This is a genomic window from Hymenobacter sp. B81, assembly GCF_044628455.1.
Taxonomy (GTDB): domain Bacteria; phylum Bacteroidota; class Bacteroidia; order Cytophagales; family Hymenobacteraceae; genus Solirubrum.
Map to the genome: position 1 here is coordinate 1111330 of NZ_JBIYZW010000002.1, position 23007 is coordinate 1134336.

The 23007-nt window shown below is 66.4% G+C and carries 18 protein-coding genes; 13 read left to right on the forward strand and 5 right to left on the reverse strand.

What is annotated here, in order from left to right:
* Positions 1 to 7 precede the first annotated feature (7 nt).
* The 7 genes from ACE191_RS15955 to ACE191_RS15985 all read left to right on the forward strand — a co-directional run bounded on the left by ACE191_RS15955 (position 8) and on the right by ACE191_RS15985 (position 8038).
* On the forward strand, positions 8 to 1435 hold the full coding sequence (locus tag ACE191_RS15955; protein WP_400193236.1) for a phosphoribosylaminoimidazolesuccinocarboxamide synthase: 1428 nt from the start codon (positions 8 to 10) through the stop codon (positions 1433 to 1435).
* A gap of 118 nt (positions 1436 to 1553) precedes the next feature.
* Entirely contained in the window at positions 1554 to 2411 is an 858-nt protein-coding gene (locus ACE191_RS15960) for a GNAT family N-acetyltransferase (RefSeq protein ID WP_400193237.1), read from the forward strand.
* A 24-nt stretch (positions 2412 to 2435) separates the two neighbouring features.
* Positions 2436 to 3734, forward strand: coding sequence for a phosphoribosylamine--glycine ligase (gene purD / locus ACE191_RS15965; RefSeq protein WP_400193238.1), 1299 nt, complete (start codon positions 2436 to 2438; stop codon positions 3732 to 3734).
* Positions 3734 to 4441: a phosphoribosylglycinamide formyltransferase gene (gene purN, locus ACE191_RS15970; RefSeq protein ID WP_400193239.1), complete on the forward strand. Its 708-nt coding sequence runs from the start codon at positions 3734 to 3736 to the stop codon at positions 4439 to 4441. The genes purD and purN overlap by 1 nt, the downstream gene beginning before the upstream one ends.
* 76 nt (positions 4442 to 4517) lie before the next feature.
* Entirely contained in the window at positions 4518 to 6023 is a 1506-nt protein-coding gene (gene purF, locus ACE191_RS15975) for an amidophosphoribosyltransferase (protein WP_400193240.1), read from the forward strand.
* A 148-nt stretch (positions 6024 to 6171) separates the two neighbouring features.
* A complete protein-coding gene (locus ACE191_RS15980) occupies positions 6172 to 7314 on the forward strand; it encodes an AIR synthase-related protein (RefSeq protein ID WP_400193241.1) in 1143 nt (380 codons plus the stop codon).
* 253 nt (positions 7315 to 7567) lie between these two features.
* Positions 7568 to 8038 (forward strand): hypothetical protein, encoded by a 471-nt coding sequence (locus ACE191_RS15985; protein ID WP_400193242.1) that lies wholly within the window; start codon positions 7568 to 7570, stop codon positions 8036 to 8038.
* Between the two features lie 328 nt (positions 8039 to 8366).
* Here the strand turns inward: ACE191_RS15985 and ACE191_RS15990 are convergent, their stop codons facing one another.
* Positions 8367 to 9854, reverse strand: coding sequence for a nicotinate phosphoribosyltransferase (locus ACE191_RS15990; RefSeq protein WP_400193243.1), 1488 nt, complete (start codon positions 9852 to 9854; stop codon positions 8367 to 8369).
* A 166-nt stretch (positions 9855 to 10020) separates the two neighbouring features.
* Here ACE191_RS15990 and ACE191_RS15995 point away from each other — a divergent pair, with 166 nt between their 5' ends.
* The 4 genes from ACE191_RS15995 (at position 10021) to ACE191_RS16010 (ending at position 12650) form a co-directional block, all read left to right on the forward strand.
* The gene (locus tag ACE191_RS15995) at positions 10021 to 10584 is read left to right on the forward strand and encodes a class I SAM-dependent methyltransferase (protein ID WP_400193244.1); all 564 of its coding nucleotides are present in this window, start codon (positions 10021 to 10023) and stop codon (positions 10582 to 10584) included.
* Positions 10532 to 10708, forward strand: a complete 177-nt coding sequence (locus ACE191_RS16000) for a hypothetical protein (protein ID WP_400193245.1) — start codon at positions 10532 to 10534, stop codon at positions 10706 to 10708. The genes ACE191_RS15995 and ACE191_RS16000 overlap by 53 nt, the downstream gene beginning before the upstream one ends.
* A gap of 245 nt (positions 10709 to 10953) precedes the next feature.
* Entirely contained in the window at positions 10954 to 11154 is a 201-nt protein-coding gene (locus tag ACE191_RS16005) for a PID-CTERM protein-sorting domain-containing protein (RefSeq protein WP_400193246.1), read from the forward strand.
* Positions 11155 to 11303: 149 nt separating this feature from the next.
* Positions 11304 to 12650: a M20/M25/M40 family metallo-hydrolase gene (locus ACE191_RS16010; protein ID WP_400193247.1), complete on the forward strand. Its 1347-nt coding sequence runs from the start codon at positions 11304 to 11306 to the stop codon at positions 12648 to 12650.
* A 266-nt stretch (positions 12651 to 12916) separates the two neighbouring features.
* Here the strand turns inward: ACE191_RS16010 and ACE191_RS16015 are convergent, their stop codons facing one another.
* A complete protein-coding gene (locus tag ACE191_RS16015) occupies positions 12917 to 15583 on the reverse strand; it encodes a DUF4132 domain-containing protein (RefSeq protein WP_400193248.1) in 2667 nt (888 codons plus the stop codon).
* Positions 15584 to 15596: 13 nt separating this feature from the next.
* The gene (locus ACE191_RS16020; RefSeq protein WP_400193249.1) at positions 15597 to 15992 is read right to left on the reverse strand and encodes a hypothetical protein; all 396 of its coding nucleotides are present in this window, start codon (positions 15990 to 15992) and stop codon (positions 15597 to 15599) included.
* 266 nt (positions 15993 to 16258) lie between these two features.
* Between ACE191_RS16020 and ACE191_RS16025 the strand changes: the two genes are divergently transcribed.
* A complete protein-coding gene (locus tag ACE191_RS16025; RefSeq protein ID WP_400193250.1) occupies positions 16259 to 17506 on the forward strand; it encodes an efflux RND transporter periplasmic adaptor subunit in 1248 nt (415 codons plus the stop codon).
* 26 nt (positions 17507 to 17532) lie between these two features.
* Positions 17533 to 19056: a TolC family protein gene (locus ACE191_RS16030; protein WP_400193251.1), complete on the forward strand. Its 1524-nt coding sequence runs from the start codon at positions 17533 to 17535 to the stop codon at positions 19054 to 19056.
* Positions 19057 to 19180: 124 nt separating this feature from the next.
* Here ACE191_RS16030 and ACE191_RS16035 read toward each other — a convergent pair whose 3' ends face one another.
* A complete protein-coding gene (locus ACE191_RS16035) occupies positions 19181 to 22219 on the reverse strand; it encodes a PAS domain-containing protein (protein WP_400193252.1) in 3039 nt (1012 codons plus the stop codon).
* Between the two features lie 105 nt (positions 22220 to 22324).
* On the reverse strand, positions 22325 to 22750 hold the full coding sequence (locus tag ACE191_RS16040; protein WP_400193253.1) for a BLUF domain-containing protein: 426 nt from the start codon (positions 22748 to 22750) through the stop codon (positions 22325 to 22327).
* Positions 22751 to 23007 lie beyond the last annotated feature (257 nt).

A 23007-nucleotide genomic window follows, 5' to 3' on the forward strand; every position in this document is an offset into this window, starting at 1 on the left:
CCGCGCCATGAACACGCTCCCGCACTTTACCACGCCCCAACTCCAGCTGCTGCACCGCGGCAAAGTCCGCGACTCGTACCGCGCCCCCTCGGGCGAGCGGCTTATCGTCGTGACGGACCGCCTCTCGGCCTTCGACTCGGTGCTGGAAACCGCCATTCCCTACAAAGGCGCCGTGCTCAACGGCCTGGCCAACTTCTGGTTTGACAAGACCCAGGACATCGTGCCCAACCACGTCATCCGCATGGTCGACCCCAACGCCATGCTGGTAAAGGAAGCCGAGCCGATTCGCGTTGAGATGATCGTGCGCGGCTACATCACCGGCTCCATGCTGCGCGGCTACCAGAAAGGCCAGCGCACCTTCTCGGGCGTGTCGGTGCCCGACGGGCTGAGCAAGCACCAGCGCTTCCCCGAGCCCATCGTGACGCCGACCACCAAGGAAGAAACCGACCGCGAAATCACCCCCGAAAACCTGGTTTCGGAAGGCTGGGTGTCGGCCGAGCTGTACGAGCAGATGCGCGTGATTTCGCTGCGGCTGTTCACCTTCGCCTCGGAGTGGATGGCTGAGCGCGGCATCATCCTGGTCGACACCAAGTACGAGTTCGGTTTGCTCAATGGGGAGCTGATTCTCATCGACGAAATTCACACGCCCGACTCCTCGCGCTTCTGGGACGCGGCCGACTACGCCCAGAACCCCGAAGGCGCCGCCCAGATGGACAAGGAGTACGTGCGCCAGTGGCTGATTGCGGGCAAAACCGAAGCCGGCTACCCCACCAAGCTCACCGACGAAGTAACCGCCGAAGCCAGCCGCCGCTACCTCGACATCTACCAGCGCATCACGGGCGAGCAGCTACCCGGCGCCAATGCCGACGGCGTGAACGTGCCGGCCCGTCTGGTGAAAAACCTGGTGAAGGAAGGCTACATGCAGGACGCCTGGGTGAACATCGTGATGGGCAGCCCAGCCGACAAGGAGCACTGCCAGAACATCCGCAAGCACTTCGCCGGTTACAACGTCTTCACCCAGCTGCGCGTGACCTCGGCCCACAAAAACGGCGAGGAAATCGTGGGCATGGCCGAGGTGTGGAACAACTCCTCCGAGCCCGGCGTCATCATCGCCGTGGCCGGCCTCTCGAACGGCCTCGGTGGGGCACTGGCCGCCAACGTGAACGTGCCCGTCATCAGCTGCCCGCCCTGGAAGGATTTTGCCGAGCTGTCGGCCAACCTGAACTCCTCGGTGATTATGCCCTCGGCCACGCCCAACCTCACGGTGGTGCGCCCCGACAACGCCGCCCAGGCGGCATTGCGCGCCCTAAACGTGCCGCGCATCCGCGAGCAGCTGAGCCGCGACATTCAGTCGACCAAAGCCAAGCTGCGCGCCGCCGACGCCGAGCTGCGCCAGCTGCCGCTGGAAGCCGCTCAGAAGCCCATTCACGCCTAGAAAATGACCAGCTCTCCTCCTCATCTGAGGAGGGGAGGCTTGGGCTTCAGCCAAAGCCGGGGTGGTTGAACGGCGCCCGCGCTGCCTGAACGACCCCGCCGCCCCAACGCCCGAACTCATGCCTCAGCCCCTGTACCTCGTTGCCTCGCACCCCGACGCCCCGCAGGCCCGGCCGCTGCTCGATGAGCTGTCGGCCCAGCTCGGGACGCGCTTCGGCGGCGACGGGCGCGACTCGTTTCAGAGCTGGGCGGAGGACGAGCGGCACATTTTCCTGCTGGCCCTGGCCGGTAAGGAATTCGTGGGCTGCGGCGCCGTGCGGCCGCTACAGGAGTCGGTAGGGGAGGTGAAGCGCATGTACGCCAAGTACCCCGGCCAGGGCATCGGCCGGGCCGTGCTGGCGGGGCTGGAGGCGGCGGCCTGGCAGGCGGGCTACGCCGAGCTGTGGCTGGAAACCCGCGTGACCAACGTGGCCGCCTGTCGCTTTTATGAGCAGCGCGGCTACCAGCGCATCGACAACTACGGCAAGTACGCCGGCCGCGACAACGCCGCCTGCTTCGGCAAGCAGCTCGGGGCGGCCGGGGCAGCCAGCTACACCGTTATGACCAACCCGAAGCAAATCGTGCAGGGCTACCTCGACGCCTACAACCGCTTCGATGTGGCCGGCATGCTGCGGCCGCTGCACCCGGACGTGGTGTTCCGCAACATTGCCGGCGGCGAAGTCGACCTGACGACCACCGGCAAAGAGGCTTTTCGGCAACAGGCCGAACAGGCCACGCAGTACTTCACCGAGCGGGAGCAACGCGTCACCGGCTGGGAAGTAACCGCGGACCAAGTGAAAGTCACTATCGACTATACCGCTACCCTGGCCGTCGGGCTGCCGAACGGACTGCAACCAGGCGACGTGCTGAACCTGCAGGGCAAGTCCGTTTTCGGAATCACCAACGGGCAGATCATTTCTATCGACGATATCAGCTAGCCCATACCCAAACCCTTCGACCCCGTGGCAACTCCTAAAACCCCAATTGTGCTGCTCGGCAGCGGCGCCCGCGAACATGCCCTAGCCTGGAAACTAACCCAGGATGGCGCCCACGTGCACGTGCTGCCCGGCAACGCCGGCATCCCTGGCTCGGTGCCCACCATCAGCGCCACCGATTTCCCGGCCATTCAGCGGTTCTGCCAGGAGCACGGGGTACAGCTGATTGTCGTTGGTCCCGAAGCCCCGCTGGCGGCCGGCGTAGCCGACTACTTTGCCGCTACCGATATCCGCGTGTTTGGCCCGCGCAAGGCTGCCGCGGTGCTGGAAAGCTCCAAGGTGTGGTCGAAAAACTTTATGCGCCGCCACGGCGTGGCCACTGCCCGCGCCTGGACGTTCCGTTCCGACCAACTCGACCAGGCCCGCGCCGCCGCCGCCGAGCTGCGGGGCCAGGCCGTGCTGAAGTACGACGGACTGGCCGCCGGCAAGGGCGTGTGGGTGTGCTCCTCGGAAGCCGAGTTCGACGCGGCCCTGACGGAAATGCAGGCGCTGGCCCCGGCCGGCCACCAGTGGTACTCCTTTCTGGTTGAGGAAAAGCTCACCGGCCCCGAAATCAGCATCATCGGCCTGACCGACGGGCAGACCATGCGGCTGCTGGCGCCCTCGCAGGACCACAAGCAGCTGCTGGCCGGCGACCAGGGGCCCAATACTGGCGGTATGGGCGCCTACTGCCCGGTGCCCTTCGCCGACGACAACGTGCTGGCCCTAGTGCGCGAGGTTATCATCGAGCCGACCTTGCGGGGGCTGCGCGCCCAGGAGCTGCCGTTTATGGGCTTCCTGTACTTCGGCATCATGCTCACGCCCGCGGGCCCCAAGCTGCTGGAATACAACGTGCGCCTGGGCGACCCCGAAGCGCAGGTGCTGCTGGCCGCCATGGAAAGCAGTTTGCTGGAATTGATTACCGCCGCGCTGGCTGGCCGTCTGGCCGAGGTGGGCGTGCGCCAGAAGCCCGGGGCGTTTGTGGGAGTGGTGTTGGCTTCGGGCGGTTATCCGGCGGCGGAGTTTCCGACCGGGTTTGTTATCGACGGAATCGACACCGTATCCCCGTGCACCTTGGTGTTTCAGGGGGGCACGCGGCCGGGGCCCGCTGGGTTATTGGTGACCGGCGGGGGCCGCGTGCTGACGGTGGTGGCGGCCGGCCCCGACCTGGAAACGGCGGTGGAAAAAACCTACGCCGAGGTGCGGAAAATCACGTTCGAGGGCGCTTACTACCGCTCCGACATCGGCCAGCGCCCCGCGCCGGCGCTAATCGACCAGGCTTACTGATGATGACCAACGCCGCTCAGCGCGAACCACTCAATAAGGCTGTCGGAGCCGCCGTAGGCCAGGGTGGAAACCCTGGCCCGGGCCCCGCGTCGGCTGGCAAGGTCCGGCTGGCCATCCTGCTCTCGGGCCGCGGCTCCAACATGCTGGCCCTGGCCCGCGAGGTGCGCGAAGGCGTGCTGCAGGGGCTGGCCGAAGTAGCCGTGGTGTTCAGCAACCTGCCCGAAGCCGCCGGCCTGCAGGCCGCCGCCGAGCTGGGCTTTGCCACCGCCAGCATAGCCTCGCGCGGGCGCAAGCGGGCCGAGTTCGACGCCGAAGTAGTAGCCGCGCTGCAGCAGTTCCGGCCCGATTACATCGTGCTGGCCGGCTACATGCGCATTTTGTCGCCGGGGTTCATCCGGGCGTTTGCGGGCCGCATCCTCAACATTCACCCCGCCGACACCCACCAGCACCAGGGCCTGCACGCCTACGAGTGGGCCTGGGAAAACAGCCTGCTCGAAACGAAAATCACCGTGCACCTTGTTGACGAGGGCCTCGACACCGGTCCCGTGCTGGCCCAGGCCCCCGTGGATTTGCGCGGCGCCGATTCCCTAGCCGAAGTGGAGCGCCGCGGCCTGGCCGTGGAGCACCGCTTCTACGCCGACACCCTGGCCCGCCTCATCCGCGGCGAGCTGAGCGCCGCAACACCTGCGCCGGCCGCCCCGCAGTAAGCCCGTTTTTCTCTTTTCCCAGCTCACCCCAGCATACCCGGCCTCAGAACCGGCAACTGACAACTGACAACTTGATATGTGCGGAATCGTTGGTTTTTTCGGCCCGGATGACGTCGTTGGCGACATTGTCATCGGCCTCACGGCCCTGCAGCACCGCGGGCAGGATGCCGCCGGCATTGCCTCCTTCGACGGCAACTTCCACCTGCACAAGGGCAACGGGCTGATCAACGACGTGTTCAAGCCCAAGCACCTGAAAAAGCTGACCGGCAACCTCGGCATCGGGCACGTGCGCTACACCACCCAGGGCTCCGGCGACGCCGAGCTGGCCCAGCCCTTCACCACCAGCTACCCCTTCGGGCTGGCCATGGTGCACAACGGCAACGTCATCAACTTCCGCTCGGCCGCCAAGCGCCTGCACCAGAAGTACCACGTGCTGCCCAAGACCAGCAATGACCTGGAGCTGATCATGTACACCTTCGCCTCGGAGCTGCGCCTGAAAAACCTGGACGCCCTGTCGGTGGTGGATATTTTCGATGCGGTGGAGACGACCCAGGAGCTGGTGAAGGGCGCCTACGCCACCATCACCGTCATTGCCGGCCACGGCCTGCTGGCCTTCAACGACCCGCTGGGCATCCGGCCCCTGGTGATGGGCCGCCGCGACACGCCCGACGGGCCGGTTTTCGCCTTCGCTTCCGAATCGACCTGCTTCGACTACCTCGACTTCGAGCTGATCAAGGACATCGGCCCCGGCCAGGCGGTGTTTATCGACCAGGATTTCAACGTGCACTTCAAGAACCTGCCGGCCAAAACCAAGGCATTCTGCGTGTTCGAGCACATCTACTTCGCCCGCGAAGACTCCGTAATTCACGGCCGCCTGGTGGCCCGCGAGCGGGTACGCCTGGGCAAGATGCTGGCCCGCAAAGTCATCGAGTCGGGCATTCAGCCGGATATGGTCATCGACGTGCCGTCATCGGGCTACTTCGCCGCCTCGGGGCTGGCCGAGGCCATTGGGGTGCCCTACCGCCGGGCACTAGTCAAGAACAACCACATGGGCCGCTCCTTTATCGTGAGCAGCCAGGCGGGGCGCGAAGACGTGGTGAAGAAGAAGCTGAATCCCATCCGCGAGTTTGTGGAGGGCAAGAAGATTGCCGTGGTCGACGACAGCATCGTGCGGGGTACCACCTCGCGGCGCATCGTGCGCATTCTGCGCGAGGCCGGCGCTACGGAGGTGTACTTTATTTCCTCGGCCCCGCCCATCATCTCGCCCTGCATCTACGGCATCGATATGGCCATGAGCACCGAGCTGATTGCGGCCAACTACACCGAGGAGGAAATCTGCCGCTACATCGAGGCCGACAAGGTGATTTACCAGTCGCTGGAAGATTTGCAGGCCCTGTTTTCGGAGGATAAGGGCCACGGCGGCAGCTGCTTCGCCTGCTTTTCGGGCCAGTACCCCACTGGCGACGTGACCAAGTACCTGCGCCACATCCAGGAAGAGCGCACCAGTCACCGCGAAAAGAAAGAAGAGCGGCCGACCGAAACGTCGGTCAGCGCCAAGGCCCCGGCTCCCACGGAGCACTAGAACCGGCCTGGAATACCAGCCTCGCGTCTGTCATCCTGAGCAGAGCGAAGGACCTTGCCACGCAGGAAGGACCAACGCCAGAGAGTTACTATCTGACGGAAAGAGGTCCTTCGCTGCGCTCAGGATGACAGACGAATTTTCCCTTGCCATGAGCCAGACTACCGCCGCCAGCCTCAAAGAAACCGCCGGCTACTCCATCGAAGAAGGCAACGCTGCCTCGCGCAACGCTTACCACTGGGCCCAGAAAACCTTCGCTACCCGCGCGGGCAAGCCCGGCGAGCCGGCCCAGGACCTGGCGGGCGGCTTTTCCAACGAAATCCGCTTCGGGGCCGAGCGACTGGGCATCGGCTCCGACGGCATCGGCACCAAAATCGAGGTGGCCGAGCGCGTGGACCGCTACGACACGCTGGGCTACGACCTCATAGCTATGGTGGCCGACGATTTGGTGGTGGCCGGCTTCGTACCCACCAACCTCTCGAACATCATCGACGTGAACACGCTGAACTACGAGGTAGTGGACGAGCTGATGCGCGGCCTGCACGACGCGGCGCAGTTCAGCTCGATTGCCGTGACGGGCGGGGAAATTGCCGAGCTGGGCAACCGCATCGGCGGTTATCCCGGCGCCCGCATGAATTTCAACTGGTGCTCTACCGCCGTGGGCGTACTGCACCCCAGCCTAGCGCGCCCTTTAAGCGGCGCCAACGTGCGCGCCGGTCAGGCCGTGGTGGCGCTCCGCTCGCCCTCGTTCCGCTCCAACGGCTACTCCCTGGCCCGCCGCATCCTCACCAAAGCCTTTGGCGAAGAGTGGCACAACGCGCCTTACCAGGAAGTCGAAACGGCGGAATCGAAAAACGAAAAACCAACAACGGAAAACGCGAAAACCTGGGGGGAGGTGATGCTGGCGCCCTCGCTCATCTTCGCCCCGGGCGTCACGGCCGTGCTCGACGCGGGCCTGCCCCTGCACGCGGCCGCGCATATCACCGGCGGCGGCGTGGCCGACAACTTCAAGCGCGTGCTGAAAAGCGGGGTAGGGGCCGAGCTGGACAACCTGTTTGCGCCGCTGCCCGCCATGCGCCAGCTGGCCGAGCTGGGCGGCATCAGCCCCGCCGACGCCTACCTGTACTGGAACATGGGCAACGGCATGCTGCTGGTCACCGATGCCGACCAGGCCGAGGCCGTGGCCGCCGCGCTGACCGCCAAGGGCTACGCCGCTCAGGTAGCCGGCCGTATCATACCCGAACCCACGATTACGCTGAAGGTGGGTGCGGGCGAGCTGCGCTACGAGGTGTAGGGCGCACTGCCCTGGTTAACTGGCTCGGGCCCGCGGCAACGCGGGCCCGAGCTGTTTACCGGGAACAGGGCGGCCGGAAAATACCTGCTTTCGGGTATTGCGGAGGCCTGGGCAGGCCGATAGCTTTACCAGATGCGCCCGGCCACAACTGCGAGCTGGTCGGGGCGCATCTGGAGCTCAGAAACCAGCACAAACGGGGCGGTACCGAAAAGCCTTACGAGTAGGAACCCATACTTCCTTTTCCACCTGTTGCATGATTAAAACGCTACTCAACGCCGCCGCGCTCCTCATTGGCCTCACCGGCATCTTCTTCAAAGCCAACTATTGGGCCGGGGCCGATATCCTCATGCTCACGGGCTTCGCGCTGTTGCTGATATCCATCGTGGCCTTCACCGTGAGCGACAACAACGAAGCCGGCGTCAACGGTGCCATCAACTACCTGATGGTGGCTACCCTGGCCGTAGGCGCCATTGCCTCGGTATTCAAGGTGATGCACTGGGAAGGCGGCGGCATGATGGGGCTGCTCTCCGTAGTGCTGATGCTGCTGCTGACGGTGATGCTGCTCTTGTCGAAAAGCAAAATCGGGGCCTCGCGGCAGTTTCTCACGGCGGCCTTCGTGCTGTTTACCCTCGACTTTGCTATTCTGAGCATGCCGCGTAAGGAAGTGGCCCCCGCCACGGCCGAAACAATGGTGGAACAGCCCGTGGAAACGGTTGCCCAATAACCACCTATTCAACTTTGGACAGCCCCAGCGGCCCGGCGGATTGCTGCCGGGCCGCTGGCGTTTTCAAACCCAGCCAGTGCCCGCCAAGGCTATCGTATTCGGTTGACCACCCGGAAGCTCGGTTGACTAGCGGGAAGTGCGGGCCACGGACCCGGAAGCCGAAGTCGACCACCCGGAAGCCGTGCGCACGGGCCCGGAGCCGCCGCGCACGTATCCGGACGCGGCAGCCAGCCACCCGGAACTACTATCGACGGCCCCGGACGCGCTGGTGGACCACCCGGAACCGCCGCGCACTGGCCCGGATGCCGGTACCACGGCTCCGGAGCGGCTACGCCGGCCGCACGGCGCGCTTGTCGAGAATGAGCTGGGTGCGGAAGTCGTGCAGGCTTTTTTCCAGGCCCACGGGGTAGGTGTGCGGGTTCAGGAAGCGGCGGATGCTGGGGTCGAGGCTGGCTACTTCCTGGCGGGCTTTGGCGCGGCTTTCTGCCAGCGTAGGCAAATCGAGCACGCGCCGGCCCTGGCGGAACACCGGCTCGAGCAGCTCGCGGTACTGGGTGGTTTTCACCGGGCGGCGGCGGGTGGGGTCGAGCGGGTCCACGATGATCAGGCTCTCGGGCAGGGGCTCGGCCGCGTTGTAGAGCATGTCGGCCACGGGCCGGCCGTCGTCGCCCAGAAAGCGGCGCACCTGCAGCACCCCGGGGATGCTGGTTTTGGCCAGCTGCTCGGAGATTTTCACGGTGTAGTCCCAGCCCGAGCCATCGGCGCGCTGCAGGGCGGCCAGCTTGTAGACGCCGCCCAGCGCGGGCTGGTCGTAGGCCGTCACGAGCTTGGTGCCGATGCCCCAGGTATCGATGCGGGCGCCCTGCAGCTTGAGGCTGGTCACGAGCTGCTCGTCGAGGTCGTTGCTAGCTACGATGCGCACCTGCGGGAAGCCGGCCTCGTCGAGCAGCTGCCGGGCCTGAATGCTGAGGTAGGCCAAATCGCCCGAGTCGAGGCGGATGCCGCCCAGCTCGTGGCCGGTGGCGCGCAGGTGCCGCGCCACCCGGATGGCGTTGCGCACGCCTTCCAGGGTGTCGTAGGTATCCACCAGAAACACCGAGTCGTCGGGGAAGGCGTCGGCGTAGGCTTCGAAGGCCGACAGCTCGCTCTCGAAGGCCATAACCCAGCTGTGGGCGTGGGTGCCGCGCACCGGAATGCCCAGGCGCTGCCCGGCCAGCAGGTTGCTGGTGCCGTCGATGCCGCCCAGGTAGGCCGCGCGCGTGGCCGAGAGGCCGCCGTCGAAGCCCTGGGCGCGGCGCAGGCCGAACTCCAGAATCTGGTCGGTGGGGCCCACGGCCTCGCGGATGCGGGCGGCTTTGGTGGCCACCAGCGTCTGGAAGTTGACCAGGGTAAGCAGGGCCGTTTCTACCAGCTGGGCCTGCAGCAGCGGCCCCTGCACCCGAATCAGCGGCTCGTTGGCAAACACGGCGGTGCCCTCGGCAATGGCGTCCACGTCGCAGCTGAAGCGCAGCTCGCGCAGGTATTCCAGGAAGCCCGCATCGAAGAGGCGCCCGCTGTTGCGGCTGCGCAAACTGCCTAGGTACGCCAGGTCGTCGGCGGTGAAGCGCAGCTGCTCGAGCCAGGTCACGGCGTCGGCCAGGCCCGCGGCCACGGCGTAGCCGCCCCCGAACGGCGGCCGGCGAAAGTACAAGTGAAACACGGCCGGCCGGTCCTGCAAGCCCTTGCGCCAGTAGCCGTAGGCCATGGTGAGCTGGTAAAGGTCGGTGAGCAAAGTCAGCGAAGGGCGGTAGAGGTCGGCGAGGGAGGCGGCAGTCATGGGCAAAATGAATAAAGCGAACGGGGCAATGTACGGCTGCCGGCTCGAGACGGGTAGGCAAAACGGCACCCGCCTTGCTGCGGCCTGAGGAAGATGCTACATTTCTGCCCCGCCGCGGCCACCAGAACTCCCCAACCAAGCCATGACCCTTCGCCTGCTCCTGCCTTTGCTTTGGTTACTGCTGCAGGGCGGCGTAGCCGGCGCGCAGAGCCGTCCCGCCACCTCGGCCCCCGACCCGCAGCTGGAGCGGGAGCGGCTGCGCTGGAACCGCAGCCTGGTGCACGACACGGCCTACAAGTTCAACCGGCGGCCCAACGCCCTGCTGGTAGCCACGGTGAAAGGCCAGCCGCCCGGCAAGGCCCTGGACGTGGGCATGGGCCAGGGGCGCAATAGCTTGTTTCTGGCCCGGCAGGGCTGGCAGGTAACGGGCATCGACGTGGCCGACGAAGCCGTGGCCGCGGCCCGGGAGCAGGCGCGGCGCGAAAAGCTGCCGCTCGATGCGCGGGTGGCGGCCATGGAAACCTTCGACTTCGGCACCAACCGCTACAACCTGGTGGTCTACGTCTACGAAGGCTGTCTTCGAGGACCATCCCGAGGTACTGGCCGGCATCAAGCAGGCCCTGAAGCCGGGCGGACTGCTGGTATTCGAGTTCTTTCACCGCGAAGCCGGCCAAGCCATGCAACGCCCCGATTTCGGCTGCGAGGCGGGCGCGGTGCGGGCGCTGTTTGAGCAGGATAAGCGGTTTACGCTGCTGCGCTACGAGGAAAAAATGGGCGTGCCCGACTTCGGCGGTGGGACCAACAAAACCTTCCAGCCCCAGAAGCTGGTGTACTGCGTGGTGCAGAAACGCTAGCGGGGCCAAACCCGGCCCGGGGGGCCACCCCGAAGCCTGGCTAGACAATAGCCAGCACCGATTGCAATTAAATCGGATGATTGACTGTTTTTGAACTATTGAGCTAGTATTATTGCACTCGGGGAGCCCAGACTGCCGCGCTACTGTGCTCCGCAGTGCCTATAAAAGCCGCGGCCGGTGTAGGCACCTTGCCGGTGCGCCGCGCCGGTACCATCACCCGAAAACTCATTCTTCACTAATACTTTATGAAAAACTCAACCCTCTTTCGTTTTGCAGCTTTAGTGGTTTTCGCGTTCGGCCTGCACCTGACGGCCGCGGCCCAGGGCAACCCCGGCTCGGGCGGTCCGCAGCCCGGCCAGCCCACGGCCGTACCCATCGACGGTGGTGCCTCCCTGCTGCTGGCCGGCGGCGCGGCCTACGCCCTCTCGCGCCTGCGCCGCCGCTAGGCTGCGTGGTACTGCTTACTTACTGCCCGCCTGGCTTTGCGCCGGGCGGGCATTTTTATGGCCGGCGGGCCTGGCAACCGGCAGCTGCCGCGGGTGAAATTTTGCGGCGCGTCGTGCAGCGCGCCGGGTGGCTTGTGCTACTTTGCCGCATGAAACAATTTCTCCTAGGCCTGGCGCTCATGGGCGCCGCCTCGTCAGCGGCCGTTGGGCAGCAAGCGGCCAAGCCCGCCAAACCCGCCAAGATTCACGTTTCGGCCGCCACCGTGGAGCGCGTGGAGAAAGTGCTGGCCGACGACAAGCTGCGCGGCCGGGCGCTGAACACCGGCGCACCGGCAGCGGCGCAGTTCCTGGCCGCCGAGTTCAAGCGCATCGGGCTGCAGCCGCTGCCGGGGCTGAGCTCGTTTGAGCAGGCTTTCCCGGTGCACGAAATCAAGAACACCAGCGTGCAGGTGAGCCTCAACGGCGCGCCCGTACCCGCCGAAAACGTGGTGCTGCTCTCGGGGCAGGAGCGCGTGAGTTGGACCAGCGGGCAGGCCGGTGCCCCGCGCGTAGTGGTAGTAGGGCCGCAGGACGATTACCGCCGGGCCATCGGGCCGCTGATGCGCGCCCAGGAAAACGTGCTGGTGCTGCTCGACCCGGTCCACGCCGAGCGGTTCAAGCCCATGGCCCAGCACTTCGGCCACGGCAGCCAGTTTCAGATGGAGAAACCCGGCGGCACCACCCTGGCCATTGTGCTGGCGGCCGGCACCCCCTCGGAAACGATGCCTTACCAGGTGACGGGCACCACGGTTATCCGCCCCCTGGAAATCCGCAACGTGGTGGGCGTGCTGCCCGGCCGCGACAAGGCCCGCGCCGCCGAGCAGGTCATCTTCTCGGCCCACTACGACCACATCGGCATTCTGCCCGCCGTGGCCGGCGACTCCATTGCCAACGGGGCCGACGACGACGCCTCGGGCACCACGGCCGTGGTGGCCCTGGCCGAGCACTTCAAGAAAGCCAAGAAAAACGCCCGCACCCTGGTGTTCGTGGCGTTTACGGCCGAGGAAATCGGCGGCTTCGGCTCCCGGCACTTCTCCCAGCAGATGGACCCGGCCAAAGTTATGGCCATGTTCAACATCGAAATGATCGGCAAGGTGTCGAAGTTCGGGCCCAAGTCGGCCTTCATCACGGGCTTCGATAAGTCGGACTTCGGCCCCATTCTGCAGCGCAACCTGCAGGGCACCGAGTTCAAGTTCGAGCCCGACCCCTACCCCGAGCAGCAGCTGTTTTACCGCTCCGACAACGCCACCCTGGCCCGGCAGGGCGTGCCCGCCCACAGCATCAGCACCGCGCCCATTCCCACCGACAAGCTTTACCACTCGGTCGACGACGAAATCGAAAGCCTCGACCTGAAAAACATGACGGCCGTGATTGAGGCCATTGCCCGCAGCTCCCAGAGCATCGTCAGCGGCCAAGACACGCCCACGCGCATCGCCGAGGCCGGCACGCGCAAGTAGTTTTGGGCGACAGGTGAAGAGTGACACGTGACAGGTAACACGTGACAAGTTGTTTGTCATCCTGAGCCCAAGCAAAGAACCTTCCTTGCGCTACGCACAACTAAAAAGCGCAGCCACCAATGCCAGGGCGTCGGTGGCTGCGCTTTTGTCGTTCCAGCAGCGTAGCGTAGGTTCTTGGTTGGTAGCGGCAGTGCAGGGGCTGAGGAAGGTCCTGCGCGTTGCTCAGAACGACAAACAACTTGTCACGTGTCACGTGTTACCTATTGTCACCCAACAATTTGCCGCGTAATCGTCTCGTCGGTGATTTTATCGTCGTCGGCCAGCAGCAGGGCTTTGCTGAGGATGATGCTCAGGATGGCGTCGCCCTCGAAGGGCAGGAACACGTCGGTAGCGGCGGCCTGCCGAGGGCTGCGGTCGGGCACGATGCACAGGTACTGGTCGTTGGGCTCCATCAGGATGTTGCCCGAGCCCAGGTGAATCTTGTAGGTGCGCAGCTTGCCCCGCACGACGAGGAACCGGTCCTGGATTTCGCTGACTTTGGCAATGCGCAGCCGCGGCACCAGGCGCTGCAGGGCCAGCTTGCGGTTTTTGGCCACTTCGCTCAGCTCGCCGAAGCTGTAGCTTTCCCAGTAGTTGCGGTACTGCACCAGCCCGCCGCCGTCGCGCCAGAGCGGGTCGTTGCCCACCGAGGCCACGCCCACGAACAAATCCACGTCGCGCATCACTTCCGAGAAAACCAGCGGCGCAACGTCGGTCAGCGGCAGGGCTTCGTCGCCGGCCAGGCGGGTGAAGCGCAGCTGGTCGGTGCTGACGTAGTGCCAGATGCCGGTGTCGTTCCAGGCGCCGTCGGCGTTGACCTCGCTCACCCAGAACTCGGCCCGCAAGTCGTGGGCCGGCAAACTCAGCTGGGCCGCGTCCGACTCGTAGCCCTTGTCGTAGGCGCCCATGAGGGAGTAGCGCCAGCCGCGCAGCTTGGCCAGGGAGTTGAACTGGTGCTGCTTGAGGATGTGGGCGGCCATGCGGTTGGAGTAGGTGCGGGTGCGCTCCTCGGGCGGCGTGAGCAAGTATACCTCGCGGAAGGCCTGCTTGAGCGGCTGGCGCAGCTCCCGACGCTCCAGCAACGCCCGCCAGGCCAGCACCTCGTCAGTGGTCGATAGTACGGGGTGCCAGAGCTGCACCTGGGCCTCGTCGGCGGGCGGGGCAATGAGCTTTTCCTGGGCGTCGTGCCAGTGGCCGTCGAGCCAGAGCGCGTCCTGGTGCGTGCCGTCGGGCAGGTAGAAGCGCCAGATCAGCCGCTCGGCCAGCTGGCTCACGAGGCCGTGCTCCAGGTAGTACTGCCGAAACCAGGGGTAGGGCAGGCGGCGGCCCTCCACGAAGCTGCGGTCGAGCCGGTCGCGCTGGGTGGTGTAGGTTTGCTGGGCCTGGGTTTGGGCGGCTTTCAGCTCTTTCAGCTCCGCGGCGTGGCTTTGCTTGAGCGCCGCCGGGGCCGATTTCAGGGTTTTGTCGCCCTTGTGCCAGCTCACCTCGGCCTTGCCGTCAGCGAGCTGCAGCACCACGTGGTAGTCGCCGTAGTCATAGTCGGCGCGGCCGTGGGTGAGGCCGGCCGTGGGCACGGCCATATCCTCGATTTCGGCCGGCGTGACGCCCAGCTTCTCGGCGCCCTTCTCGATGTAGCGGCCGATCAGTTCTTGGGTGTTGGCCTGCCGCACTTTGGGGCGCAGGCGCGAGAGTTGGGCCACGCCCGGCAGCCCGCCCTGCGAGAGGGCCAGCAGGCAGGCGTTGCCCAAGCCCACGGCCAGGGGGCCGCGGCCCGGAATCTTGCGGTAGCACTTCTCGGTGAGGGCGGCCAGGTGCAACAGCACGGCCGTATCGGCCAGCGGCCCCGCGGTCCAGGCCAGGGCCTTGCCCACGTTCAGGCTGGGTTCCTGCAGAAAGTCCCAGGACGAGTAGGTGTAGGTCTGGTTGTCGTTGTAGGTGTGCGTGTGCTGCCGCTCCTCCACCGGTATCGAGGCCAGCAGCTGCAGCCATTCGGCGGCCTGCCGGCGCACCGCATCGGGGCCGATGGCGGCCACGGCGGCGTCTACTTCCTTCATATACTTGGCCGAGGGCTGGCCGCCGCTGGCTTTCTGCCAGGTCTGGAGCAGCTGCAGCCACGGGCGGGTATGGGCGTTCTGGATGGGCAGCGCGGCCACAAATTCGTTGAGCGCCCGCCCGAAGGCGTCGCCGTCGGGAAAGCGCACGGTGGGCAGGCTGGTATCGTCCTGGGTGCCCAGCAGCTCCTGCAGCTTCAGCCGAATCTTGACGGCCTGCCCGCTGCCGTAGCCGCTATTCTGGTCGGCGGTGGCGTCCAGAATCTGGTGCAGGTAGCGGCCCAGCTGCTCGTCGGCGCCGTGCTTTTTCAGGTGCTTTTCCAGCTGGTTCAGCGTCAGCAGTACCGGCATGCTGCGCAGCGCGTCGCCGATGTCGCCCGGCTTGTCAAACTCCAGCCCGTAGCTCCGTAGCAGCCGTTGCCAGTCGGCGGGGCTCAACTCCAGGGTAGAGCGCAGCAGCTGCTGCAGCAGGCCTTCGAGCAGGTAGCGGACCTGGTAATCTACCTGCCCGTAGTTGCTGCGGCAGTAACGGCTGGCCTCGGCAGCGGCCAGGGCCAGGCGGCCCTTGTAGGCCGCGTCCTGCGCGCGGATGCCCTGGGCGTAGGCCGGCACGTCCAGCAGCTTCAGGTTGTAGTAGCTCATGTCGCGCTCCTCGATTTCGGTGAGCAGCTGGCGGAGCACCGGCTGCATTTCCCGGGCTTCGGGGCTGCTGCTGGTCAGGGCTTTTTCGAACTGGCGGGCTTGTTTCTGGGTCGCGGGCATGGGGGAAGGGGAGGTAACGTCGGCAAACAGCCGGGCCGCCGCGTCCTGCGCGCGCTGCCACAGCTCAGACCAGGCACTCATCGCAGGTACCGAATCAGCCGCCGACCAGCGGAGTGAGCTTCACGAAACTGGCCGTAGCCCCAGGCCCTAGCCAGATTTGCTCGTCGAGGCTTTCCACCTGCCGGTCGTTCACCAGAATGAAGTAGCCGTTTTGCTGAAAGGCCTCAAGCGCCCGGTACAGCTGCTTTTCGGCGTCGATTGAGTGGCGCGTTTTCAGCCGGTAGCCGTTGAGCACCCGCTCCGAGTCGGTGGGTTGCACCAGCCCGCTGAATACGTCGTCGTTGCGCTGGTTGTAGGCTTCCACTTCCCGGCGCACGCGCTGCTCAATCAGCTCGCGCACGGTGATGGTTTCCTGGCTCAGCTCCAGCGCCAGGCGGTGCAGAACGGCCCCGGTGGCCGTTTCGTCCTGAATCAGCAGGGTATTGGTCATGGTGTGCTTGCTAATTTATTTAGCTTTTTGCTAATGTACGACGTTTGGCCGAAACGGCCGTCATCGGGCGTTGCTAGTTAAGCAGGACGAGCTGAACCGGGGCGTGGTGCGGCCCCGGCAGAACCGAACACCCTGTCCATAACCGGACAGTTTTTGCCCCCGCGTCTGGGTAATTAATAATTATAAATTACTAATTATTAATTAGTTAAGTGTTTGGCATTGGGATTGGCTGCTTTTGGTAGAACCCGACCCCAATCCGAACGAAAATGGACAGAGCTATATCCCCCGCTACCCAGGCCCGGCGCCGTCGGCAACGCTGGCTGCTGATTGTGGCCGCCCTGCTGCTGGTGGGCACCGGGCTGTGGGCCTTCCGCGGGGCCCTGCGCCCCAGCATCGAAGCCGACAGCCTGCTGCTGGCCACGGTGGAAACCGGCGACGTGGAAGCCGCCATTACGGCTACCGGCATCATCATTCCGGCCCGCGAGGCGGTCATCACCAGCCCCATTCAAAGCACCATCCGGCGGGTAAACCTCGCGGCTGGCGCCCGCGTGCAGCCGGGGCAGACCATTCTGGAGCTGGACCGCGAGCTGACCGGCAGCGCCCTGGCCAAGCTGCAGGACGAGCAGCTGCAGAACCGCAACAAGTCGACCCAGCTGCAGCTCAAGCTGGAGTACGGCCTCACCGACCTCCGCTCCCAGGAACTGGTGCAGCAGGAAAAGGTGCGCAGCCTGCAGTCGGCGCTGCGCGACGAGCAGCACCTGCTCAAAATCGGCAGCGGCACCCAGGAAAGCGTGCGCCAGGCCGAGCTGAACCTGAAGATTGCCCAGCTGGAACTGCGCCGCCTCGGCGACCAGATCCGCAACCAGCGCCAGACCAACGTGGCCGACGAGCGGGAGCTGAGCTACACCATGCAGATTCAGGAGCGCAACATCGCCGAGCTGGCCCAGAAGCTGCGCCAGGCCAACATCAGCGCCGAGCAGGCCGGGGTGCTGACCTGGGTCAACGAGGACATCGGCTCGACCGTGAACCAGGGCCAGGTCATTGCCCGCGTGGCCGACCTTTCCTCGTTCCGGGTGCGCGGCACCATTGCCGACACCTACGCCGACTCCCTGCACCTGGGCGACGTGGTGGTGGTGCGCCTCAACGGCACCGACCTGCGCGGCACCGTGAGCACCATCAGCCCGGCCGTGGATAAGGGGGTGGTGACGTTCTACGCCCAGCTCGAGCAAAGCAGCCACCCCGCGCTGCGGGCCAACCTGCGCACCGACGTGTTCGTGGTGACCCGCGCCCACCGCGAGGTGCTGCGGGTGAAAAACGGCCCCTTCTACCAGGGCGGCCACGAGCAGCCGGTGTTTGTGGTACAGGACGGCCGGGCCGTGCGCCGCGCGGTGCGCTTCGGCGAGTCCAACTTCGACTACGTGCAGGTGCTCGGCGGACTGCGGCCGGGCGAGCAAATCGTGCTCAGCGACACCAAGAGCTACGAGCAGGCCGAGGAGCTGACCATCAAGCGCTGAATTCCCATCTACTGCCTTTCTGAGCCATGAAACGCGTTTCTTACCTGCTCTACTCCCTGCTGATTGCCCTGCTGCTGGGTTTGGGCACCATGCTGGTGGTGCTGATTGCCGCGCTGTCGGCCGCGGCCCAGGACGCCGGCCCCGGGCGGGCGGGTCAGCCGGCGGCGCTGTCGCTGCCGCAGGTCATTGAGCTGACCCTGGCCCAGTCGGCGGTGGCGCGGCAGGCGGTGACTAACCGCGAAACCAGTTTGTGGCAGTACCGCTCGTTCCGGGCCGACTACAAGCCCCAGCTCAGCCTCGAAGGCACCCTGCCCGATTACAGCCGCACCATCACGCCCGTGACCCAGCAGGACGGCACCACGGCCTTTCGCTACGTGCGCATCAACAACAGCTACCTGGGCACGGTGGTCAGCCAGAACATCGGCCTGACCGGCGGACGCGTGACGGTGGGCTCGTACCTGCAGCGCTTCGACAACTTCGAGGGCAACCAGCGGCTCTACAACAGCAACCCAATTTCCCTGGGCCTCACCCAGCCCATCGGGCAGTTCAACACCCTCGTCTGGGCCAAGCGCATTGAGCCGCTGCGCTTTCAGGAGTCGCAGCGGCAGTTTGCCGAGGAGCGCGAAACCATTGCCCGCCGCGTAACGGAGCTGTACTTCGACGTGCTGCAGCAGCAGGTAAACGCCGCCGTGGCCCGCCAGAACCGCGAAGTCAGCGAGGACATGCTGCGCATGGGCCGCGAGAAAGACAAGCTGGGGCGCATCTCCGAAAACGACTTGCTGCTGCTCGAGCAAAACCTGCTCAACGCCCGGCAGGCCGAGGTACAGGCCGTGGTCGACGAGCAGAACGCGGCCCTGGCCCTGAAGGGCTACACCGGCCTGAGCGTGGACCCGGCCCAGCCGCTGGCCGTGCCCGCCGCCACCGCGGCCCGGCGCGTGAACCCCGACGAGGCCCTGCGCTACGCCCGCCAGTACCGGCGCGAGCCGCTGAGCTTCCAGCGCCGCCTGCTCGAGGCCGACCGCGGCGTGGCCCAGGCCAAGGGCACCACGGGTTTGCAGGCCAGCCTCACGGCTTCGTTTGGCCTCACCAGCAGCGCCGAAAGCCTGCCCACCAGCTACCAGAACCCCAACAACCAGCAGCAGGTGCGCCTGGGCTTCTCGATGCCGCTGGTCGACTGGGGCAAGACTCGGGCCGTGGTGAAAACGGCCGAGCTGAGCCGCCAGCAGGTGCAGCACACCGTGGAGCAGGAGCAGCTCACCTTCGAGCAGCAGGTGCTCAGCCAGGTAGCCCAGCTCGACGCCCTGGAGCAGCAGCTGACTTTGGCTTCCCGCGCCGACTCGCTGGCCCAGCGCCGCTACGCCATCACCCGCGCTACCTACCAGGTGGGCCGCCTCTCGCTCACCGACCTGAACATCGCCCAGCAGGATAAGGACCGCGCCAAGCGCGCCTACATCGCCGCCCTGCGCGCCTGCTGGGTGGCCTACTACCAGCTGCGCACCCTCACCCTGTTCGACTTCGAGCGCCAGGAGCCGCTGCTCACGGCGGGGTAGGGGAGCAGCAACTCATCAGACCATTTTTTCGGGAAGAAAGGGTAGGCCCACTTTTCTCTTTCGGCAGAACGGGGCGGAAAGCCGGGCGCACTGCGTCCGGCTTTTTTTCTGCCGTCACTAGTGGCTACTCAAACCAGTACACTGTGAAGGTGGTGCCCTGGCCCACGGTGCTGTCCACGGCCAGGTGGCCGCCGTGGCTGCTCACGATGCGCTGCACCAAGTGCAAACCCAGGCCCGTGCCCTCGATGTGGGGGTGCTGCCGCTCGAACAGGCGGAAGCCCGCCTGCCGGCCCTTGGGCAGGCGCATGCCCAGGCCGTTGTCGGTTACCACCAGCACGGGGTGGCCGGCGGCCGACAGCTCGCTGCGCAGGCGCAGGTGGGCGGGGCGCTCGGGGTGGGCGTATTTGAGGGCGTTGCCGATGAGGTTGTGCAGCACCGAGCGCAGGTTGGCGCGGCTGTACACCAGGGTAGGCGCGCCGGCAAAGTCAGTGCTGACCTGGGCCTCGGCCAGCTGCTGACGCAGGCCCAGCAGCACCTCGTCGGTTACGCCTTGCAGCGAGAGCGGGGCCGTGCCGCCGGCGTGGCGCTGGGCCTGCACGGTGCTGGTCAGGTCGTGCAGGGTGGTGTCGAGCTGGCTCAGGGCCTGGTCGACCATGCCCAAGAGGGCTTCCTGCTCGGGGTCGTGGAAGGTGGCGCTGCGGCGCAGCTCGTCGAAGAGGCCGGTGAGGTTGTGCAGAGGCTGGCGCAAGTCGTGCGAGGCCGTGTACACGAAGTTGTCCAGGTCCCGGTTGGTGCTGGCCAGCTCCTCGTACTGGCCCTGCAGCACCTGTTGCAGGCGGGTCTGGTCGTCCACGTCGGTGCACGAGCCAAACCAGCGCAGCCCGCCGCGGCCGTCAGACAGCTGGCGGGCCCGAATCAGGTGCCAGCGGTACTGGCCGTCGTAGCGGCGCAGCCGGAAGGTGCCGTCGTAGCTGTCGCCGGTGCGCACGCAGTGCAGCCAGCGGCGCGAGGCGGCGGGCTGCTCGGCCGGGTCGAGCAGGGCAATCCAGCCGGTGGGGCCCAGCTCGGCCACGCCCAGGCCGGTGTACTCGGCGGCCCGCTCGTTGTAGTAGTCGATAAAGCCGGCGGCGTTGGCGGTCCAGATCAGCTGCGGAATGCTTTCGGCCAGGAAGCGCAGCTCGGCCTCGCCGCGGCGCAGGGTTTCGGCCAGCTCGCGCTGGTCGTGCACGTCGGTGATGGCGCCGTGCCAGTGGAGGGGCTGGCCGGCTACGTCGAACTCGGGCACGCCGCGGCTCAGCAGCCAGCGGTACTGGCCGTCGTAGCGGCGCAGGCGGTACTCGTAGCTCCAGCTCACGCCCGAGGCCCGCGCCGCCGCCGACTGGGCCTGGATGCGCAGCCGGTCATCGGGGTGAATGAGCCGGGGCCACATCAGGCCCACGTCGGCGGTGGGCGGCTGGCCGGTGAAGTGGTACCACTGCGGGCTTACGTACTCCACCACGCCGGCGGCGTCGGTGGTATAGGTTATCTGCGGGGCGGTTTCGGTGAGCACGCGCAGGCGGGCATCCTGGCGGCGCGCATCCACGGCCAGGCGGTCGGCGCGCTGGCGGGCTTCCTCCTGCAGGGTCACGTCCACGGCAAACACCAGCAGGCCGCGCACCCGGTCGTCGGCGTCGCGCAGGGGCTGCAGGGTACAGTCGAAGTAGCGGCGGCTAACTTCCTGGGCGGTGGGGTTGGGCACCAGCAGGTGGTAGGCCTTGGCCACGAAGGGCTGGCCCGAGTGGTACACCTGCCGCATCACGCCCAGCAAATCCCCGGCAAACGCACTCAGGTCGTCGGCTACCGACTCGCCCTCGCGCACGCGGCCGCCCAGCAGTGCCCGCATGGGCTCGTTGACGAAGCCGTAGCGCAGCTCGGGGCCCAGCAAGGTGGCAATGCCGGCGGGCACTTCCTTCAGAATTTCCTGCAGCTCGCGGTCGGTGGCCCGCAGCTGCTCGTCCACCAGCCAGGCCGCGTGCACGTCGGTGGCCGAGCCGTACCACTGCAGCAACTGGCCGGCCTCGTCGCGGATGGGCACCACGCGCACCAGGTGGCGGCGGTAGGCCCCGTCGTGGCGGCGGAAGCGCACTTCCCGCTCCCACTCGTCGGGCGAGGCCAGAGCGGCCACCACGGCGGGACGGTCGTCGGGGTGCAGGGCACGCAGGTAGCCCTTGCCCAGGGCCTCGGCCCGGGCCTGGCCGGTATAGGCGTACCACTGGGGCGAGAAGTAGGTGGCCTGGCGGTCGGCGTCGCTGCTGAAGGTGATGAGCGGCAGCGCCTCGGTCATCACGCGCACCTGCTGGTCGCGGTGGCGCACGGCGCCGTCGAGGGCCTGCACCTGCTGGCGCACGCGCATGCGCTCGGTCACGTCGGCCGCGTACATGAGCACGCCCACCGGCGGACCGTCGCCCTCGCGCAGCGGCCCGTAGTACAGGTCGAAATAGCGCGCCGAGCCGTCGGTGCCCGCCGGCTGAAAGGGCATGGGAAAGTCGGTGACGACGAACGGCTCCCCGGTGCGGTACACCTCGTCGATGCGGTGCAGCAGGCCGGTGGCCACCAGCTCGGGCAGGGCCTCGGCCACCGGCAGGCCCATGCGCGGGCGGCCATCGAGCAGCTGCGCCAGCGTGGGGCTCACGTAGGCGTGCACGTGGTTGGGGCCCGATAAAGCCGTGAGGTAGCCCGGCAGCTGGTCGAGCAGAAACTGCAGCTGCGCCAGGCGCGGCGCCAGCGGCGACACCAGGGGGGAGGCTGCCGCCTCGGCCAGCACCGGCTGGGCCGTGCACAGCGCCCATTCGCCCGAGGGAGCCAGGCGGCAGTGCAGCTGCCACCAGGGCAGAGTGGTGGGCGCGTAGCCAGCGGGCACGGGGAAGTACACGGGCCGGGTGGCGGGCGGTGCGGCGGGGTAGCTTTGCCGGGCTTCGCGGGCGCCGCTAACCCAGCCCGCACCCAGGGCCGCCAAGGCCGGCACCCCGGCCAGCGGCTGGCCCACCAGCTCAGGGGCAGCCAGGCCGGTGAGCGTGAGCAGGGCTTCAGAGGCGGCCAGGATGCGCCCGTCGGCGCTCAGGGCCAGGGCGGGCAAGGGCTGAGCGGCAAACAGGAAGGTGAAATCTGTGCGGTCGGGGTGCATAACGCGGCGGCAAAGGCAGGAACTTCCCAGGCACTGAAGGCGAATTCAGTCGGTAGCCAACACCGGTATCGAAAGGATGGTTCGGCGGGTGAAAGCTGCCGGAAACTAGCTCCGGGGTTGCAGCACGGCTTGTTTCACCAGGTCAAGCAGCAGCGCATCGGGGGCGTCGAGGGTAGCCGGGGCGCGCGGGGTGCGGCGGGGCTCGAGGTAGCCGGCCAGCTCATCGAAGCCGCCGGGCTCGAGGCGGTGGAAGGCCATGGACCAGTCCTGAAAGCTGCGGGCGGCAACGGGCTTGTCGACCAGCTTGCGCACGTGGGAGTGGCGCGCGTCGCGGGCAATGCGCTGGTACAGGGCTTCCAGCTCGGCGGCCGGTCCTTCGATGAGCTGGGCAATGTCGCCGTGGCTGTAGAACAGAATGCCCGTAATCTGCAGGCGGGCGTTGTCGCGGCGGCACTGCCGCAGCAGGTCGGCCAGCTCCGGGTCAGAGAGGGGCTGCACAGCCCGGCTCATGTAGATGATGTGGTGTAGCATGCGGCGGCGCAGCGCCGGGGCCACCGGCCGGGCACTGAATCAAGGCAAAAACCGCCGGGCGAGGCGCCGCGGCGAAGGTGGCTAAACAAAAGTAAGGGTTGCGGCGCAGCAAGCCGTGCGGCGAAAATCCACCGCGGGCTCACCGGCAGTCCGGAAGAACCTCGGGCAGGCGATGGTGGAATTGGCATTATATGTAAAGCAATATTTAATATAAGATACTGAATATTAAAGCTACCTTTAAGTAATAGCCTCCGCTT

What these genes read in the sequence shown, in the direction of transcription:
- ACE191_RS16030 (WP_400193251.1), top strand. Translation starts at nt 17,533, where the DNA reads ATGAAACGCGTTTCTTACCTGCTCTACTCCCTGCTGATTGCCCTGCTG.
- ACE191_RS16025 (WP_400193250.1), top strand. Translation starts at nt 16,259, where the DNA reads ATGGACAGAGCTATATCCCCCGCTACCCAGGCCCGGCGCCGTCGGCAA.
- ACE191_RS15990 (WP_400193243.1), bottom strand. Translation starts at nt 9,854, where the DNA reads ATGACTGCCGCCTCCCTCGCCGACCTCTACCGCCCTTCGCTGACTTTG.
- ACE191_RS16005 (WP_400193246.1), top strand. Translation starts at nt 10,954, where the DNA reads ATGAAAAACTCAACCCTCTTTCGTTTTGCAGCTTTAGTGGTTTTCGCG.
- ACE191_RS15960 (WP_400193237.1), top strand. Translation starts at nt 1,554, where the DNA reads ATGCCTCAGCCCCTGTACCTCGTTGCCTCGCACCCCGACGCCCCGCAG.
- ACE191_RS15980 (WP_400193241.1), top strand. Translation starts at nt 6,172, where the DNA reads ATGAGCCAGACTACCGCCGCCAGCCTCAAAGAAACCGCCGGCTACTCC.
- ACE191_RS15985 (WP_400193242.1), top strand. Translation starts at nt 7,568, where the DNA reads ATGATTAAAACGCTACTCAACGCCGCCGCGCTCCTCATTGGCCTCACC.
- purN (WP_400193239.1), top strand. Translation starts at nt 3,734, where the DNA reads ATGATGACCAACGCCGCTCAGCGCGAACCACTCAATAAGGCTGTCGGA.
- ACE191_RS15955 (WP_400193236.1), top strand. Translation starts at nt 8, where the DNA reads ATGAACACGCTCCCGCACTTTACCACGCCCCAACTCCAGCTGCTGCAC.
- purF (WP_400193240.1), top strand. Translation starts at nt 4,518, where the DNA reads ATGTGCGGAATCGTTGGTTTTTTCGGCCCGGATGACGTCGTTGGCGAC.
- ACE191_RS16010 (WP_400193247.1), top strand. Translation starts at nt 11,304, where the DNA reads ATGAAACAATTTCTCCTAGGCCTGGCGCTCATGGGCGCCGCCTCGTCA.
- ACE191_RS16040 (WP_400193253.1), bottom strand. Translation starts at nt 22,750, where the DNA reads ATGCTACACCACATCATCTACATGAGCCGGGCTGTGCAGCCCCTCTCT.
- ACE191_RS16020 (WP_400193249.1), bottom strand. Translation starts at nt 15,992, where the DNA reads ATGACCAATACCCTGCTGATTCAGGACGAAACGGCCACCGGGGCCGTT.
- ACE191_RS16000 (WP_400193245.1), top strand. Translation starts at nt 10,532, where the DNA reads ATGCAACGCCCCGATTTCGGCTGCGAGGCGGGCGCGGTGCGGGCGCTG.
- ACE191_RS16035 (WP_400193252.1), bottom strand. Translation starts at nt 22,219, where the DNA reads ATGCACCCCGACCGCACAGATTTCACCTTCCTGTTTGCCGCTCAGCCC.
- ACE191_RS16015 (WP_400193248.1), bottom strand. Translation starts at nt 15,583, where the DNA reads ATGAGTGCCTGGTCTGAGCTGTGGCAGCGCGCGCAGGACGCGGCGGCC.